Annotated in this window: 15 protein-coding genes and 1 riboswitch; of the genes, 8 read left to right on the top strand and 7 right to left on the bottom strand. The window is 72.5% G+C overall.

Going from position 1 to position 14,623, the window contains the following annotated elements; translation table 11 throughout:
- Positions 1-26: 26 nt before the first annotated feature.
- Positions 27-545, top strand: coding sequence for a hypothetical protein (locus ABZS69_RS02465; RefSeq protein ID WP_355365110.1), 519 nt, complete (start codon positions 27-29; stop codon positions 543-545).
- Positions 546-548: 3 nt separating this feature from the next.
- Here the strand turns inward: ABZS69_RS02465 and ABZS69_RS02470 are convergent, their stop codons facing one another.
- Positions 549-2,216, bottom strand: a complete 1,668-nt coding sequence (locus tag ABZS69_RS02470) for a hypothetical protein (RefSeq protein WP_355365113.1) — start codon at positions 2,214-2,216, stop codon at positions 549-551.
- Between the two features lie 110 nt (positions 2,217-2,326).
- Positions 2,327-3,148: a L,D-transpeptidase family protein gene (locus ABZS69_RS02475; RefSeq protein WP_355365116.1), complete on the bottom strand. Its 822-nt coding sequence runs from the start codon at positions 3,146-3,148 to the stop codon at positions 2,327-2,329.
- Between the two features lie 98 nt (positions 3,149-3,246).
- Here ABZS69_RS02475 and ABZS69_RS02480 point away from each other — a divergent pair, with 98 nt between their 5' ends.
- Both ABZS69_RS02480 and ABZS69_RS02485 read left to right on the top strand, forming a co-directional pair.
- Entirely contained in the window at positions 3,247-3,726 is a 480-nt protein-coding gene (locus ABZS69_RS02480) for a YbaK/EbsC family protein (RefSeq protein WP_355365119.1), read from the top strand.
- 10 nt (positions 3,727-3,736) lie between these two features.
- Complete coding sequence (locus tag ABZS69_RS02485; RefSeq protein WP_355365122.1) at positions 3,737-4,297, top strand: GNAT family N-acetyltransferase; 561 nt, start codon at positions 3,737-3,739, stop codon at positions 4,295-4,297.
- Positions 4,298-4,821: 524 nt separating this feature from the next.
- Here ABZS69_RS02485 and metF read toward each other — a convergent pair.
- Entirely contained in the window at positions 4,822-5,742 is a 921-nt protein-coding gene (gene metF / locus ABZS69_RS02490; protein ID WP_355365125.1) for a methylenetetrahydrofolate reductase [NAD(P)H], read from the bottom strand.
- A gap of 169 nt (positions 5,743-5,911) precedes the next feature.
- On the opposite strand from metF, the gene ABZS69_RS02495 reads away from it, so the two are divergent.
- On the top strand, positions 5,912-6,979 hold the full coding sequence (locus ABZS69_RS02495; RefSeq protein ID WP_355365128.1) for a polyprenyl synthetase family protein: 1,068 nt from the start codon (positions 5,912-5,914) through the stop codon (positions 6,977-6,979).
- Positions 6,980-7,201: 222 nt separating this feature from the next.
- Here ABZS69_RS02495 and thiE read toward each other — a convergent pair whose 3' ends face one another.
- From thiE to ABZS69_RS02510, 3 genes are read right to left on the bottom strand one after another with little or no spacing between them, the layout of a single operon-like run.
- The gene (gene thiE, locus ABZS69_RS02500; protein WP_355365131.1) at positions 7,202-7,840 is read right to left on the bottom strand and encodes a thiamine phosphate synthase; all 639 of its coding nucleotides are present in this window, start codon (positions 7,838-7,840) and stop codon (positions 7,202-7,204) included.
- Positions 7,818-8,192: an Rv2175c family DNA-binding protein gene (locus ABZS69_RS02505; protein ID WP_355365134.1), complete on the bottom strand. Its 375-nt coding sequence runs from the start codon at positions 8,190-8,192 to the stop codon at positions 7,818-7,820. The genes thiE and ABZS69_RS02505 overlap by 23 nt, the downstream gene beginning before the upstream one ends.
- Positions 8,193-8,222: 30 nt before the next feature.
- A complete protein-coding gene (locus tag ABZS69_RS02510; protein WP_355365137.1) occupies positions 8,223-9,392 on the bottom strand; it encodes an FAD-dependent oxidoreductase in 1,170 nt (389 codons plus the stop codon).
- Positions 9,393-9,446: 54 nt separating this feature from the next.
- Positions 9,447-9,564, top strand: a riboswitch (TPP riboswitch).
- Here ABZS69_RS02510 and thiO point away from each other — a divergent pair.
- The 4 genes from thiO (at position 9,554) to pknB (ending at position 13,648) form a co-directional block, all read left to right on the top strand.
- Entirely contained in the window at positions 9,554-10,669 is a 1,116-nt protein-coding gene (gene thiO / locus ABZS69_RS02515; protein ID WP_355365140.1) for a glycine oxidase ThiO, read from the top strand. Its footprint overlaps the riboswitch before it by 11 nt.
- On the top strand, positions 10,666-10,866 hold the full coding sequence (gene thiS, locus ABZS69_RS02520; protein WP_355365143.1) for a sulfur carrier protein ThiS: 201 nt from the start codon (positions 10,666-10,668) through the stop codon (positions 10,864-10,866). Before thiO ends, thiS begins: the two co-directional genes overlap by 4 nt.
- Positions 10,859-11,614, top strand: a complete 756-nt coding sequence (locus ABZS69_RS02525; protein ID WP_355365146.1) for a thiazole synthase — start codon at positions 10,859-10,861, stop codon at positions 11,612-11,614. The genes thiS and ABZS69_RS02525 overlap by 8 nt, the downstream gene beginning before the upstream one ends.
- Positions 11,615-11,719: 105 nt before the next feature.
- The gene (pknB, locus tag ABZS69_RS02530; RefSeq protein WP_355365149.1) at positions 11,720-13,648 is read left to right on the top strand and encodes a Stk1 family PASTA domain-containing Ser/Thr kinase; all 1,929 of its coding nucleotides are present in this window, start codon (positions 11,720-11,722) and stop codon (positions 13,646-13,648) included.
- Positions 13,649-13,672: 24 nt separating this feature from the next.
- On the opposite strand, the gene alc is transcribed toward pknB, so the two are convergent.
- A complete protein-coding gene (gene alc / locus ABZS69_RS02535; RefSeq protein ID WP_355365152.1) occupies positions 13,673-14,623 on the bottom strand; it encodes an allantoicase in 951 nt (316 codons plus the stop codon).

Here is a 14,623-nt window from a genome sequence, read left to right on the forward strand (position 1 = left end):
GCTGTCCGGAGCTGAAAGGGGGCCGGATGGCGGGCAAAAGGCGGCTGATCGCCGTCGTCCTGCTGGCGCTGGGGCCGGTCCTGGCGGCGGCGTACGCGGTCGCCAACCTCGTGGCCATCAGGACGGCCGTCAAGGCGCAGATCACGGGCCCGGAGTGGGCGGGCGGCCGGCTCGCCGCCGACGGGATGACGGCGCTGGGCCGGGACTACTGGCGGCTGGTCCTGGTCGTCGCCGTGCTCGTGGGCGTCCTGGGGGTGACGTACGCCGTCATGGGCGCGCTCCTGTGGCGGGGCGGCCGGGGCCGCACGCCCCTGCTCGTGGTGTCGGGCGTCCTGATCGTCCCCTACGCCCTCGCGGTCCTCGTCGTGCTGATCATCCCCGCGAAGGCGCTGGCGGGGCTCTACGACTCCCCTGACTTCGCCGGCGGCGTGCCCGCGTGGCAGCCGGCCACCGTCCTCGTCCTGGTGGCGGCCGGGCTGGCGCAGGCCGTGGGGATGGCGATGGCGGCGGCGCAGGGCAGGCGGGCCACCGCCGCCCGGCCATGAGGCTCACCGGCAGCGGTCGTTCGACCAGGTCGCCCAGCCCTGCTGGGCGCCGCCCCGGCCCGTGCCGGCCCAGCCCGGCGGCGGGGCCGTCCCGTACGGCACCACGGCGGTGCACGCGCCCGGCGGGGGCCGCCCGTCGTAGAACTCGATCTCGGTCCACGACACCCGGTACGCCAGCGGCACCCAGACGTTCCACCGCACCCGCCGGTCCACCGCCACGCGGCCGGGAGGCGGCGTAGGCAGCCAGTCCGCGCCCGACGGGCGTGCGGGGGCCTGCCCGGCGGTGAACGCGATGTCGATCAGCGCCAGCACGCCCACGACCAGCAGCCTGGTACGGCGGCCGGTGAGGAAGGCCGCCCCGGCCAGGCAGGCCAGCAGGACCAGGGCGGGCAGGGACGCCTCGACCGGGTCCAGCGCGTCGTTCTCGCCCGTGAGAAAGATCACTTCGGGGAAGTCGAACGCGATGAACGCGTAACGCTGCAGCCGGTCCCCCGCGTACCAGGCGGCCACCCCGCCGGTCACCGCCATCAGCCCCGCGGCGGCCAGCGCGTGCCGCACCACGGCCAGGCGCCCGCCCCTCACCAGGACGATCAGGCCGGCCAGGGTCCAGGCCACGGCGACGCAGGCCAGGTAGCGCCCGTAGACGTAGTTGCCGACGCGGTGCTCGTCCGGGAGGGCGGCCGAGGAGGCGTACGCGATGCCCAGGGTCGTCAGCAGCAGCGCGCCCGCCAGGACGCGGTGCAGGTACGGCGCGGACCGCCGTGCCAGCGTGGCCGCCGCGCCCGCCAGGCCGACGCCCGCCAGCCCCCAGGTGCCGACGACGAGGTACCAGAGCTGCCCGGCCGCCCCCGACAGCGCCCACGCCTGGCCTTCGAGGCTCGTGAGCCTGGACACGAGCAGCGCCGACAGGTCCCGGGGCCCGCCCGGATACAGCTCGGCGCTCAGCGCCCCGTTGAGCGCCTTGCCCGCGAGCGCGACCACGGCCGCGCTCGCCAGCGCCGCGACCGCCGGCGCCGCCGCCCGCCCGCGGACCCACACCACCGCCACGACCAGGACGCAGACCAGCAGGACCACCGTCCCCCGCAGATGCGCCGCCATCGCGAACGCCGACAGCGCGCCCGCCGCCGCCCCGGCCCGCGCCGACCCGTACGCGACCAGGTCGTGCAGCGCGAGCAGCCAGGCGAGGACGAGCACCGGCAGGATCGCGTCGGTCAGCGCCAGCCCGGAGAACAGCAGCAGCGCCGGTGACAGCCCTGCCACGAACGCCGTGATCAGCGCCGCCCGCCGGCCCAGGCCCATCCGCCGCAGCAGCAGGTACGCCAGCGGGTACGCCCCCGCCGCCACCATCGACCCCACCCCGGCCACCAGCCGGTACGCCAGGACGGGGTCGGAGGTGAGCCAGAAGATCGGGACCAGCAGCAGCGGATAGCCGCCCTGGTAGAAGGTCGAGCCGGTGAGGTCCGCGCCCGGCCCGCCGGCCAGCCAGCGGGCGGCGAGGAGGTAACCGGTCTCGTCCGGGTTCGCCACCGGTCCGGTGTGATACCGGTACAGCCACAGCCGTAAGGCCACGTGGGCGGCCCATCCGGCCGCCAGCAGCCACCACATGCGGGCCCGTCCCGCATGCCGCGCCGCCGTGTGAACGGGCGCGGGCGTCATGAACGCAGTCGTCATGCACTCCCCCCAAGAAGGTCAGGAGGGAGTCCAGCAAAAGCCCCATAACCGGCCCGTCACCGCTTTTGGTTATGCGGGCGTTACGCCTCCGGCGGCGCGGGACGGGTGACTCAGAGGCGCTTGAACCTGCCCCGGACGTGCACCGGCACGCCCTTGCCCAGCATCCCGGGCAGGACCTCGGCCACGTTCATCGGCATGCGCACGCACCCGTGCGAAGCCGGGTACAGCGGCACCGACAGCGCGCCGTGGAAGGCGATGCCGCCGTTGAAGAAGATCGGGTTGTAGAGTTGCCCCAGGTAGGACCTGTGCCAGCCGCGGGCGCGCCACGTCGTCTTGTAGTCGCCCGTCGGCGTGCTGGCCGAGCCGCAGAACCGCTGCTGCTTGCCCTGCCACGTGGCGGTCTCGCAGTAGGGGACGCCGCTGCCGGAAGACACGTGGGTGATCAGCTTCACCTCGTTGTCCACGTACAGGACCATGATCTGCTTGGTGAGGTTGACCTCGGCGCGGGTCGGCCTGCCGTCCTTGACCAGGACCTTCGGCGACCTGGGGGTCTCCAGGGCGTCCCACGTGCGCTTGGCGACGGTGCTGGTCGGCCTGATGCCGTTCACCTTCTGGAACGCCCACACGGCCGCCATGGTCGCGCCTCCGTATCGGCCGTCGGCCTTGCCGGGGCGGTAGCCGAGCTGGGCCAGGCGCTGCTGCAGCCACTGGACGGCCTTGCCCTTGGCACCGAGCTTGAGCGTCTTGCCCGGCGCGACGACCCTGGCGGCGGCGGGACCGGAACGGGCCCCCGCGGAGGTATGCGCTGCGGCCGGTGAATCCGTCCCCAAGGACGCCGTCGAACGATGCGACGCGAGCGTGCCGCAACCCGACAGTGCGACGGCGCCGGCCGTCAGCAGAGCAGCCACCCCGGGCAGCCGTCGAGCCCTCACCAGTACCACCTCTCATACCACCAACAAACGGATCAGCCGACCTTATACCACTCACCAAGAATCGGTAATGACGCGGTCAACCTGTTTAGAGTGTTTCCATGTCTGAGAAGTTGTTGCCGCCCAATGGCGTCGTCGTTCAATCCGCCCTGCGCGAACTGGGGGCGGCCGGCGAGATCGTCGTCCTGCCCGAGAAGGCGCCCACGGCCGCGATCGCCGCGGCCCAGGTCGGGTGCGAGGTCGGGGCCATCGCCAACAGCCTGATCTTCGACGCGGACGGCGCGCCGCTGCTGGTGCTGACGAGCGGGGCGCATCGCGTGGACGTGGAGCTGATCGCCCGCACGGTGGGGGTGGGGAAGGTACGCCGGGCGACGCCGGACTTCGTCAGGGAGGCGACCGGCCAGCCCATCGGCGGCGTGGCCCCGGTCGGGCATCCGGCGCCCGTGCGCACCCTGGTGGACAACTGGCTGAGCAAGCACGAGGTGGTGTGGGCGGCCGGGGGGCATCCGCTGACCGTGTTCCCGACGACGTTCGACGAGCTCGTGCGCATCACCGGGGGCACCGCGGTGGACGTCGAGTAATGTGCGACGCGTGATCGAGTTTCGCGGGGCGGGTCCGGCCGAGTTCGTCGAGCGGTTGGAGATGGTGATCGACGTCTACGCGGCTGCCATGAACCCGCCCGTGGACCAGATCAACGGCCGCAAAAGCATCATGCGAAACCACGCGACTTATCCCCATTTTCAGTGTTATTTCGCAGAATTGCGCGATCCGTCCCTTTCATCCCCCCTCACGGTCGGCTTCGCGTACGGCTTCCGCGGCACGCCCGGCCAGTGGTGGCACGACGTGGTCCACCGCGCCCTGACCGACCGCCTCGGCCAGGAGGCCGCCAACGCCTGGCTGGGCTACACGCTGGAGCTGGCCGAGATCCACGTCCACCCGGACTTCCAGGGCAAGGGCATCGGCCGCGCCATGATCCGCACACTCTGCGCGGGCCGCCCCGAACGCTCGGCCGTCCTGTCCACCCACGACCAGCCCACGGCCGCCCGCCACCTCTACGCCAGCATGGGTTTCACGGACCTGCTCACGAGGTTCATCTTCCCGGGCGGCTACGAGGACTACGCCATCATGGGCCGCCCCCTGCCCTTGACGTGAGGATCACGTCCCTGATGAACCCGTGACTGCTGGGTTTGTCCGCGGATTACTTGGGGCACCATCCATTACGTAATGTAGCCGCCCCTTTACTCACCGTCTACTATCCCCTGCCCGTCACCCGCCCGGTCCCCCTGCGGGCGGGTGACGGGCCCCTACCACCCCGCACCCTCTCGCTCCCAGCACCGCGCACGCCAAGCTCGATCCCGACCCACGAGGCGGGCGAACGACGCCCTCAGCCCGATCCGCAGCACGGGGGAGAACGCCTCGGCCCGATCCCACAACACGGCAGAACGACCAACGGCGCACGACGCGACGCACGCGACCCCAGGCAGCGACGGTGCGCACGGCACCAGACGCCCACGCCCGCCACCCTCCCTGCGCCACCCGGCCCGCCTCACGTCCGAGCCCGACCGGGTGCCCTCAAACGTCAGTGCGGCGAGGACGGGACGGCGCGATGCGGGTGAAGGGTGGTCGGCGGCCTTGGGCGGGCGGGTGATCCGGCCGGCCGCTCAGGGGTGTCGCTTTCAGGCGGAGACAGGGACCGTGTCGAGGCGTTGGAAGACCTCGCGCGAGGCGCTGGAGCGGTTGAAGGTGATGAAGTGGATGCCCGGCGCGCCCTCGTCCAAGAGCCGCTGGCACAGCTCGGCCCCGTGATCGATGCCCAGCCGCCGCACCGCCGCCGGGTCGTCCGCGACCTCCTCGAAGCGGGCCGCCACCTCAGGCGGGAACGGCGCCCCCGACAGCTGCTCCGAGCGCGCGATCGTGCTCATCTGCGTCACCGGCATGATGCACGGGATGATCGGCGTGTCGCACCCCTGGGCCGCCACCCGGTCGCGCAGCCGCAGGTAGTCGTCCGCCCGGAAGAACATCTGCGTGATCGCGTAGTCGGCGCCCGCCTCGCACTTGCGTACGAAGAACTCGGTGTCGCTCTCGATGGACGGCGAGCGCGGATGCTTGTAGGGGAAGGCGGCCACGCCGACGCAGAAGTCGCCCGCCTGCCTGATCAGCCGCACCAGCTCCTCGGCGTAGAGGACGCCTTCGGGGTGCTGCATCCACTCGCCCGCCGGGTCGCCAGGGGGGTCGCCGCGGACTGCCAGGATGTTGCGCACCCCGGCGTCGGCGAAGCGGCCCACCAGGTGGCGCAGCTCGCGGATCGAGTGGTTGACCGCCGTGAAGTGCGCCACGGGCGTGAGCGTCGTGTCGTGGGCGATCCGCTCGACGATGTCGACCGTGCGGTCGCGGGTGGAGCCGCCCGCGCCATAGGTCACCGACACGAACGTCGGCCGCAGCGACTCCAGCTCTCTGATCGCCTTCCAGAGCTGCCGCTCCCCCTCGTCGGTCTTCGGCGGGAAGAACTCGAAGGAGAACGACCGGCCACCGGCGGCGAGCATGTCGCGGACGGTGGGAACACGATCGGGCAGGATGGAGGGTCGACCAAGCGCCATGGCCCAAGGTTACAGGGACGTCGCCCGCACAAGGTCACGGCCACGTCACCCCCACGGCCACAGCCATGTCACCCGTACGAACCGTGCATCCCAGCCCGCGCCACCTCAGATCCCGTCATAGGGACACCTGCGCATCCGAGCCCCCGCACGCGGCCACTAGTCTCAAGGCATGACCACTGACGCCGTTGGCATGGACACCCTGCGCACACAGGTGGAGCGTGCCCTCGGAGAGTTCGTCGAACGGCAGCTGCCCGCCCCCGGTGACCCCGAGCTCGAGCCGCTGCGCACGGCGGCCGACGAGCTGCTGTCCGGCGGCAAGCGGCTGCGTCCGGCGTTCTGCTACTGGGGCTGGCGCGGCGCGGGCGGCACGGACGTGCCCGAGATCTTCACCGCGGCGGCCTCGCTGGAGCTGCTGCAGGCCAGCGCGCTCGTGCACGACGACGTGATGGACAAGAGCGACCTGCGCAGGGGCATGCCGTCCGCGCACCGCCGGTTCCAGGCGCTGCACGAGAAGTCCTCCTGGCAGGGCTCCGCCGCGCAGTTCGGCGAGGGCGCGGCGATCCTGCTGGGCAATCTGCTCCTGATCTGGTCGGGCGAGATGTGGCGCACCAGCGGCCTGCCGCCCGAGTCCCTGGCGGCGGCCCAGCCCGTGCACGACCACATGCGTACGGAGCTGATGTGCGGCCAGTACCTCGACCTGCTGGAGCAGGCGCACGGCGAGAACACGTTCGAGTCGGCGCTGCGGGTGGCGCTGTTCAAGAGCGGGAAATACTCGGTGGAGCAGCCGCTCAGGCTCGGGCTGGTGCTCGCCGGCGGCGAGCTCGCGCCCTGGATGGACGAGCTGTGCACGGGCTACGGCACGCGGGTCGGGATCGCGTTCCAGCTCCGTGACGACATCCTGGGGGTGTTCGGCGACCCGGCGCAGACGGGCAAGCCGGCCGGTGACGACCTGCGGGAGGGCAAGCGGACGATGCTCGTGGCGCGCACGCTCGCGGCCGCGTCCCCGGGTGCGGCGGAGACCGTCCGGCGGCTGCTGGGGGATCCCGGGCTGGACGAGCGCGGGGTGGAGACGCTGCGGCAGATCATCGACGACACGGGCGCGCTGCAGGAGTGCGAGGACCTGATCGGCGAGTATCTGGCGGACGCGCTGTCCGCGCTCGACGGGGCGCCGATCGCGGCCGAGGCGCGCACGGCGCTGACGGAGCTGGCCATCGCGGCCACCTCCCGCAAGACCTGACCACACGATCTGAGCGCGCCACGATCTGGGTGCGCAGCGCGGCCTGGCCGGGCGAGCGGGCCCGCGGTCCGGAGGCGCCCGCGGGGTCGCGAGCGCCCTCGGTGGGCGGGAAGCCCCTGCGATCAGGGCCCCTGTGGTCAGGGAACCCCTTCGGTCAGGAGGCCTGGTGTGGTCAGGCCTCCTGTGGTCATGGGGCTTCGGGTGGTCAGGGGGCTCGGGTGGTCAGAAGGTGGACAGGCGTTTGGCGAACTCCGCCGCCGCCGCGCCCGGATCCTCCGCGTCCGTGATCGCCCGTACGACCACCACGCGGCGCACGCCGTACGACATCACCTCGTCCAGGTTCGCGAGGTCGATGCCGCCGATCCCGAACCACGGCCGCGAGGTCTCCAGCGCGGCCGCGTGCCGGAGCAGCGGCGGGCCGGGGGCCGGGCGGCCGGGCTTGGTGGGCGTGGGCCAGATGGGGCCGCAGCAGAAGTAGTCGACGCCCGGCTCCGCTGCCGCGGCGGAAGCCTCGGCCACGGAGTGGGTGGACCGTCCGATGACGATGTCGTCGCCGAGTATCTCTCGCGCGACCGTCACAGGAAGGTCGTCCTGCCCCAGGTGGAGCACGTCAGGGCGGGCGGCGAAGGCGAGGTCCGCCCGGTCGTTGACGGCCAGGAGTTTGCCGTGCCGGTCGCAGGCGTCGCGGAAGATTTCGAGGAGCGCGAGTTCGTCGCGAGCCTCCAGACCCTTCTCCCGCAGCTGGATGATGTCCACGCCGCCGGCCAGCACCGAGTCGAGGAACTCCGCGAGGTCGCCGCGGTCGCGGCGGCCGTCGGTGCAGAGATAGAGGCGGGCCTCAGAAACCGAGGGCTTGGGCACGCCGCTTGACCTCAGTGTGACGGCCGGCCTTGATCGCGTCGATGGGCGATCCGGGCAGGGACTCGTCGGGGGTGAAGAGCCAGCGCAGCGACTCGACATCGTCGTAGCCGGCGTCCAGCAGCACGGTCAGTGTGCCGGGTAGGCCCTTCCTCACATCCTTTCCATCGAGGAACACCGCGGGCACCTGCGGCCCGCCGCTCCCCCGGCGAACGCCGAGCAGCTTGTGGTCCTTGAGGAGTTGCTTGGCCCGCCCAATCGAAAGGTCGAGGCGCGAGGCCACTTCGGGGAGAGTGAGCCACTCGTCTACGAGCTGGTCGGTCTCCCGGTCGATCTGTGCAACAGAAAGCGTCACGAAACCACAACTACCACATGCCGTCCTTGCTCAAACAACACAATCCCGTAGGGAGACTTCTGGATCTACCAGGCGTTCCGCGTCAAGACGGTGTCCGGCGTCGATGATCCTACGCCCCTGTACGAGGTCCCGCGGCCGGTCCACGGCCAGCACCGCGGCGAGGACGTCGTCGGCCGTGAGCCAGACGGCCGACCACTTGCCCTCGGGCTCGCCGCGATAGATCAGCCGTTCCCCTGCCAAATGATGACCCGCATATTGCACCATATGTCCGAACTGCTCCGACCAGAAGTACGGAACGGGATCGTACGCGACGTCCTCGCCCAGCAGGCTCGCGGCGGCCACCTCGGGGGCGTTGAGCGCGGTGTCCCAGTGCTCGACCCTGAGCCTGGTCTGCCAGCGGCGCGACCACCAGGCGGCGCAGTCGCCGACGGCGACCGTGTTCGGGAGGGAGGCGCGCAGGTGCTCGTCCACGACGACGCCGTTGTGCAGGTCGATGTCGGCGCCGGTGAGCCATTCGACGGCCGGGCGCACGCCGATGCCCGTGACCACCACGTGGGCGTCCACGAACTCGCCGCCCACCAGCCGCACGCCGCCCTCGTCCACGGAGTCGACCATGGTGTCGAGCCGCAGGTCGATGCCGTCGTACCAGCGCTCGGTGCGGGCCCCGATCTCGGCGCCGACGGCCATGGCGAGCGGCGCCGGGCCGGCCTCGATCACGGTCACCGCGCACCCGGCGCGGCGGGCGGCGGTGGCCACCTCAGCGCCGATCCAGCCGGCGCCGATGACCGCGACGCGGGCGCCGGGGACGAGCATGGCCCTGAGCTCGTGGGCGTCGTCGAGCGTGCGCAGCACGTGCTGCGGGCCGTCGCCGGGCAGCCTGATCGGCTCGGCGCCGGTGGCGATGACCAGCCCGTCGTAGCCGATCTCGCCCTCGGTCGTCTCCACGACCCCCTCGCGCAGCGCCTTGGCGCTGACCCCGGGCTGGAAGTCCACGTCGATCGCGGCCAGGTCGGTGTCGACGAAGCTGGTGTCGGCGTCGCCGAACAGCACGGCCTTGGACAGGGGCGGACGGTCGTAGGGGCGATGCCGCTCCTCGCCGATCAGCGTGACCCTCCCCCCGAACCCCCGCGTGCGCAACGCCTCCACGGTGCGCACTCCGGCCAGGCCAGCTCCCACCACCACGACTCGGTTCACGTTCATGACCCTAACGTGGGGCGGTGTCGGGGCGTCGCAGCGAGGCCGTAGGCTGGAGGACGTAAGACGCGCGGGAGTCCGGCCGTGACCGGGCTGAGAGGAAGGCTGCCTTCGGGCCTTCGACCGCAAGACACCTGATCCGGATCATGCCGGCGAAGGGAGCGCGGATGGATGTGATCGTGGGCGGCGGGGTCGTCGGGCTCTCCGCGGCCTGGCGGCTGGCCCGCGCGGGGCGGCCCGTCACCCTGGTCGACCCGGCCCCCGCCTCTGGGGCCTCACACGCGGCGGCGGGGATGCTGGCGCCGATCAGCGAGGTGACCTACACCGAGGCGCCGCTGTTGCGGCTCGGGGTGGCGTCGCTGCGCCGCTGGCCCGCCTTCGCCGCCGAGCTGGCCGCCGACGCGGGGCTGGCCGGCCCCGAGGCCCTGGACCTGCGCTCCGAGGGGACGCTCGACGTGGCGTTCGGGGCGGACGACCTGGCCGCGCTGGACGAGCTGGCCGCGTACCTGGACAAGCTGGAGCTGCCCGTCGAGCGGCTGACCGGCCGCGAGTGCCGCCGCCTTGAACCCATGCTGGCCCCCTCGGTGCGGGGCGGGCTGCTGGCCCCCGGCGACTCCTGGGTGGACCCGCGCCGCGTGACGGCGGCGCTGCTCGCCGCGCTCGACCGGCAGGGAGTCCCGCTGGTACGGGCCCGCGTGCGCGAGCTGCTGCGCGACGGCGCCCGGGTCACGGGCGTACGCCTGGAGCCGCCCGGCGGCGACGGCCGGCCGGCCGAGCTGCCGGCGGAGCGGGTGGTCCTGGCGGCCGGGGCGTGGAGCGCCGGGCTGGCCGAGCTGCCGGTGCGGCCGGTGAAGGGGCAGATCATGCGGTTGCGTTCGCCGCAGCCGCTGCTCACGCGATGCGTGCGCGGCACCGTGCACGGCACGCCGGTCTATCTCGTCCCCCGGGGCGACGGCGAGCTGGTGGTCGGGGCGACGCAGGAGGAGATGGGCTTCGACACCAGGGTGACCGCGGGCGGGCTCTACGAGCTGCTGCGGGACGCCAGGGAGCTGGTGCCGGGCGTCACCGAGCTGGAGGTCGCCGACGTGGTGGCCGGGCTGCGTCCGGGCACGCCGGACAACCTGCCGCTCATCGGCCCGAGCCGCACCCCGGGGCTGACGCTGGCCACCGGTCACCACCGGGGCGGCGTGCTCCTGGCGCCGCTCACGGCGGACATCCTGCTGGGCGAAGAGGGCGAGCTGGCGGCGTTGTGCGCCCCTGGGAGATTTCGGGAAATTTCATGATTGTGACGATCAACGGGGCCTCGCACGAGGTGACCGACGGCATGACCGTGGCGCAGGCCGTACGCACATTGACCACGGCCACCACCGGAGTGGCCGTGGCCGTGAACGACGAGGTGGTCACGCGGAGCTCGTGGGAGACGACGGCGCTCAGCGACCGTGACCGGGTGGAGGTTCTGACGGCGGTGCAAGGTGGATGAACTGATCATCGCCGGGGAGAAGTTCTCCTCCCGGCTCATCATGGGGACCGGCGGCGCACCCTCGCTCGACGTGCTCGACCAGGCGCTGGCCGCGTCCGGCACCGAGCTGACCACGGTGGCCATGCGGCGGCTCGACCCGACCGCCCCCGGGTCCGTCCTGGACGTGCTGCGCGAGCGGGACATCAAGGTGCTCCCCAACACGGCGGGCTGCTTCACCGCGGGCGAGGCCGTGCTGACGGCGCGGCTGGCCAGGGAGGCGCTCGGCACGAACTGGGTCAAGCTGGAGGTCATCGCCGACGAGCGGACGCTGCTGCCCGACCCGATCGAGACGTTCGACGCCGCGGAGCGGCTGGTGGCCGACGGGTTCGTGGTGCTGCCGTACATCGGGGACGACCCCGCGCTGGCGCGGCGGCTGGAGCAGGCGGGCTGCGCGGCCGTCATGCCGCTGGGCGCGCCGATCGGCTCGGGCCTCGGCATCCGCAACCCGCACAACATCGAGCTGATCGTGGAGGCCGCGTCCGTGCCGGTGGTGCTCGACGCGGGCATCGGCACGGCCAGCGACGCCGCGCTGGCGATGGAGCTGGGCTGCGACGCCGTGCTGCTGGCCACCGCGGTCACCAGGGCGCGGCGGCCCGATCTCATGGCGGCCGCCATGAAGGGGGCCGTGGCGGCGGGACGGCTGGCGCGGCTGGCCGGCCGCATCCCGCGCAGGCGCTACGCCGAGGCCTCCTCGCCGATGACGCCGTGACCTGAGTGGTGTGCGGGGAGCTGGGACGTTCCAACGGGAACGTCTCAGCATCGGTTTCGGGCGGTGGGGCCCTCCCAGTGGCAAAACGCCCGTAAACTCAGCGGGGTGGATACGACGACTGCGGACCCCCTGGTCGGGCGGCTCCTCGATGGGCGCTACCGCATCGAGAGCCGGATCGCCCGGGGCGGTATGGCGACCGTCTACCTCGCGCTGGACGTCCGCCTGGACCGGACGGTGGCGCTGAAGGTCATGCACCCCTCGCTGGCCGAGGACCCGGCGTTCGTGCGCAGGTTCATCGGCGAGGCCAAGTCGGTTGCCCGCCTCTCACACCCCAACGTGGTGCACGTCTTCGACCAGGGCACCGACAACGACGTCGTGTACCTGTCGATGGAGTACGTGCCCGGCAAGACGCTGCGCGACATCCTGCGCGAGCGCGGCAGGCTGCCCGCCCGCGAGGCGCTCGAGATCATGATCCCGGTGCTCGCCGCCCTCGGCGCGGCCCACCAGGCGGGCATGGTCCACCGCGACGTGAAGCCGGAAAACGTCCTGATGACCGACGACGGCCGGGTCAAGGTCGTCGACTTCGGCCTGGCCCGGGCCATCGAGGCCACCAACCAGACCCGCACCGGCGTGATGATCGGCACCATCGGCTACATGGCGCCCGAGCAGGTCACCACCGGCGCCGCCGACGTGCGCAGCGACGTCTACGCCGCGGGCATCATGCTGTTCGAGCTGGTCACCGGCCAGCAGCCGTACGACGGCGCGACGCCGATGTCGGTGGCCTACCGGCACGTCCACGACACCGTGCCCGCGCCGTCCTCGGTCGTCCCCGACGCGCCGCCGCTGATCGACACGCTGGTGGCCCAGGCGACGGCCCGCGAGCCGGACCAGCGCCCCGCCGACGCCACCGCGATGCTCGTGGCCGCCGTCGACGCGCACCGGATGCTGCCGCGCCTGACCAACCCGCCGGGCTCCCACCCGCAGGGCCCCGCGGCCCCGCACGCCCGGACGCAGGTCTTCAACGCCTCCGGCGCCGCCTCGATGCCTCAGGCCGCCCCCGCCCACACCTTGATCCAGCCGCGCACGGAGGCGCCGGCGTCGCGGCGGCGGCCGGGGTTCAAGCCGAACTGGTTCCTGGTGGCGCTCGCCGGGGTGATGGTGGTCGCGGTCGGGCTGACCGGCTGGTACTTCGCGCAGCCCGAGATGGTCTCCGTGCCCAGCCTGGTCGGCAAGAACATGGCGCTGGCCAAGCAGAGCGCCGCCGCGGCCGGCCTCAAGGTGCAGGAGGCCGACGGCATCAACGACGAGAAGGTGGCCGCGGGCCTCATCATCCGCACCGACCCGGCGGCCGACACCGAGGTGGAGAAGGGCACCACGATCACGCTGGTCCCCTCGCTCGGGCCCAAGCGCGTGGCCGTGCCCAACACCGAGGGCATGACCGGCGACCAGGCCCGCGACAAGATCGCCAGCGCCGGGCTGACCGTGGGCGCCGTCAAGCGGCTGGCCAACCAGGAGGTCGAGCGCGACAAGGTCATCCGCACCTCGCCGCAGGTCGGCGAGAAGGTGCGGGTGGGCGCCAAGATCGACATCTACGTCAGCGCCGGCATGGTGATGCCCGACGTCAGCAGCATGCCCAAGGACGAGGCCGCCCAATATCTCGGCGGGCTGGGCTTCCAGGTGCAGGTCAACGAGGTGGACGACGACGCCGAGCCGTGCACGGTCATCGCGCAGGCGCCGAAGGCGAAGTCCGAGGTGGACAAGGGCGCGCAGGTCATGGTCACGGTGGCGCGGTGCCAGACGGACTTCTGGGACTGGTTCAACGGCGACAGGGACGACGAGGCCCGCGACGACCAGCAGTTCGCCCTGGTGCCGGCGGTGATCGGCAAGGAGGTCAGGGACGCCAAGTCGGAGCTGGAGGCGCTGGGGTTCAAGGTGCGGGTGCAGCGGCTGGGCAACCGCGGGGTCGTCCAGTTCCAGCGGCCGCTGCCCAACAGCGAGCGGCCGCAGGGGAGCACGGTCGTCCTCTGGCAGTGAGGCCCGCCGGGCAGCCCCTGCCGGTCAGGGGGCGGTGAGGCGGCCGTGGAGGCGGACGCGGGCGAGGCCGCCGTCCGGGTAGATGTCCACCCGCACGTGGGTGACCGGGTCCGGGTGGGTGAGGCGGAAGCGGTGCGGGGTGTCGGGCTGGAGGCGGGTCCTCGGGAGGAGCTCCACCTCCCGCTCGCCGTCCAGGCCCGTCAGCGAGACCGCGCCCGGCGCGTTGAACAGCAGGTTCGTGGTGTCGATCTCGGCCAGCCCGATCACGCCGCGCCCGGCCAGCCGGATGAGCAGCCAGTCGTTCCCGTCGCCGCGGCGGCGGGCGGTCTCCCAGCCCTCCGCCTGGTGGCGGGCCAGGCCCGGGGCGATGGCGTTGTTGGGGGCGGAGTAGAACTCGTTCGAGCAGGCGGTGACCAGGGCGCCGTTCGCGAGGGCGGCCAGGTCGAGGCCGAGCGCGTCGTACACGGACAGGTCGGGCCGGGCCTCCCCGTGCACCCGGAGGCGGGCGACGCCGCCGTCGGGGAAGATGTTCAGCCGTACGTGGGTGAAGCGGCGCTCGTCGGTGACGGTGAAGTGGTGCTCGCTGTCCCCGGTGAGCTCGGACCTGGGGACGATCTCCGCCCACGGCGCGGCTTCGAGCTCGGCCGGGGAGGGGTGGCCCGCGACCGCGGCCGCCTCCACCGAGGCGTGGGGCGGGTAGTTGCCCTTGAACCACGCCGTGTCGATCACCACGCCGCGGATCACGCCGGGGACGCCGAGGCGTACCAGGGCCCAGTCGTGGCCGGGTGAGCGGCGGCGGCGGGTCTCCCACCCGTCGTAGACCTGCCCCTTGCTCCCGAACGTCTCCGCCTGGAAGGCGGGCCGCCCCGGCCGGATCAGGCTCTCCTTCTCCGCGAACGACTCGTCGCTGGCCGCCACGACGGAGCCGCCCAGCGTGCGCAGGGCGAGATCCGGCAGGGTGATGAAGCTCGGCAA

The organism is Nonomuraea sp. NPDC005650, assembly GCF_040605375.1.
Lineage (GTDB): Bacteria > Actinomycetota > Actinomycetes > Streptosporangiales > Streptosporangiaceae > Nonomuraea.

Excerpts from the sequence above, each read along its gene's own strand:
- metF (WP_355365125.1), bottom strand. The coding sequence starts at position 5,742 with ATGGCGCTTGGTCGACCCTCCATCCTGCCCGATCGTGTTCCCACCGTC.
- ABZS69_RS02465 (WP_355365110.1), top strand. The coding sequence starts at position 27 with ATGGCGGGCAAAAGGCGGCTGATCGCCGTCGTCCTGCTGGCGCTGGGG.
- thiS (WP_355365143.1), top strand. The coding sequence starts at position 10,666 with ATGATTGTGACGATCAACGGGGCCTCGCACGAGGTGACCGACGGCATG.
- ABZS69_RS02480 (WP_355365119.1), top strand. The coding sequence starts at position 3,247 with ATGTCTGAGAAGTTGTTGCCGCCCAATGGCGTCGTCGTTCAATCCGCC.
- ABZS69_RS02510 (WP_355365137.1), bottom strand. The coding sequence starts at position 9,392 with ATGAACGTGAACCGAGTCGTGGTGGTGGGAGCTGGCCTGGCCGGAGTG.
- ABZS69_RS02495 (WP_355365128.1), top strand. The coding sequence starts at position 5,912 with ATGACCACTGACGCCGTTGGCATGGACACCCTGCGCACACAGGTGGAG.
- thiO (WP_355365140.1), top strand. The coding sequence starts at position 9,554 with ATGGATGTGATCGTGGGCGGCGGGGTCGTCGGGCTCTCCGCGGCCTGG.
- ABZS69_RS02470 (WP_355365113.1), bottom strand. The coding sequence starts at position 2,216 with ATGACGACTGCGTTCATGACGCCCGCGCCCGTTCACACGGCGGCGCGG.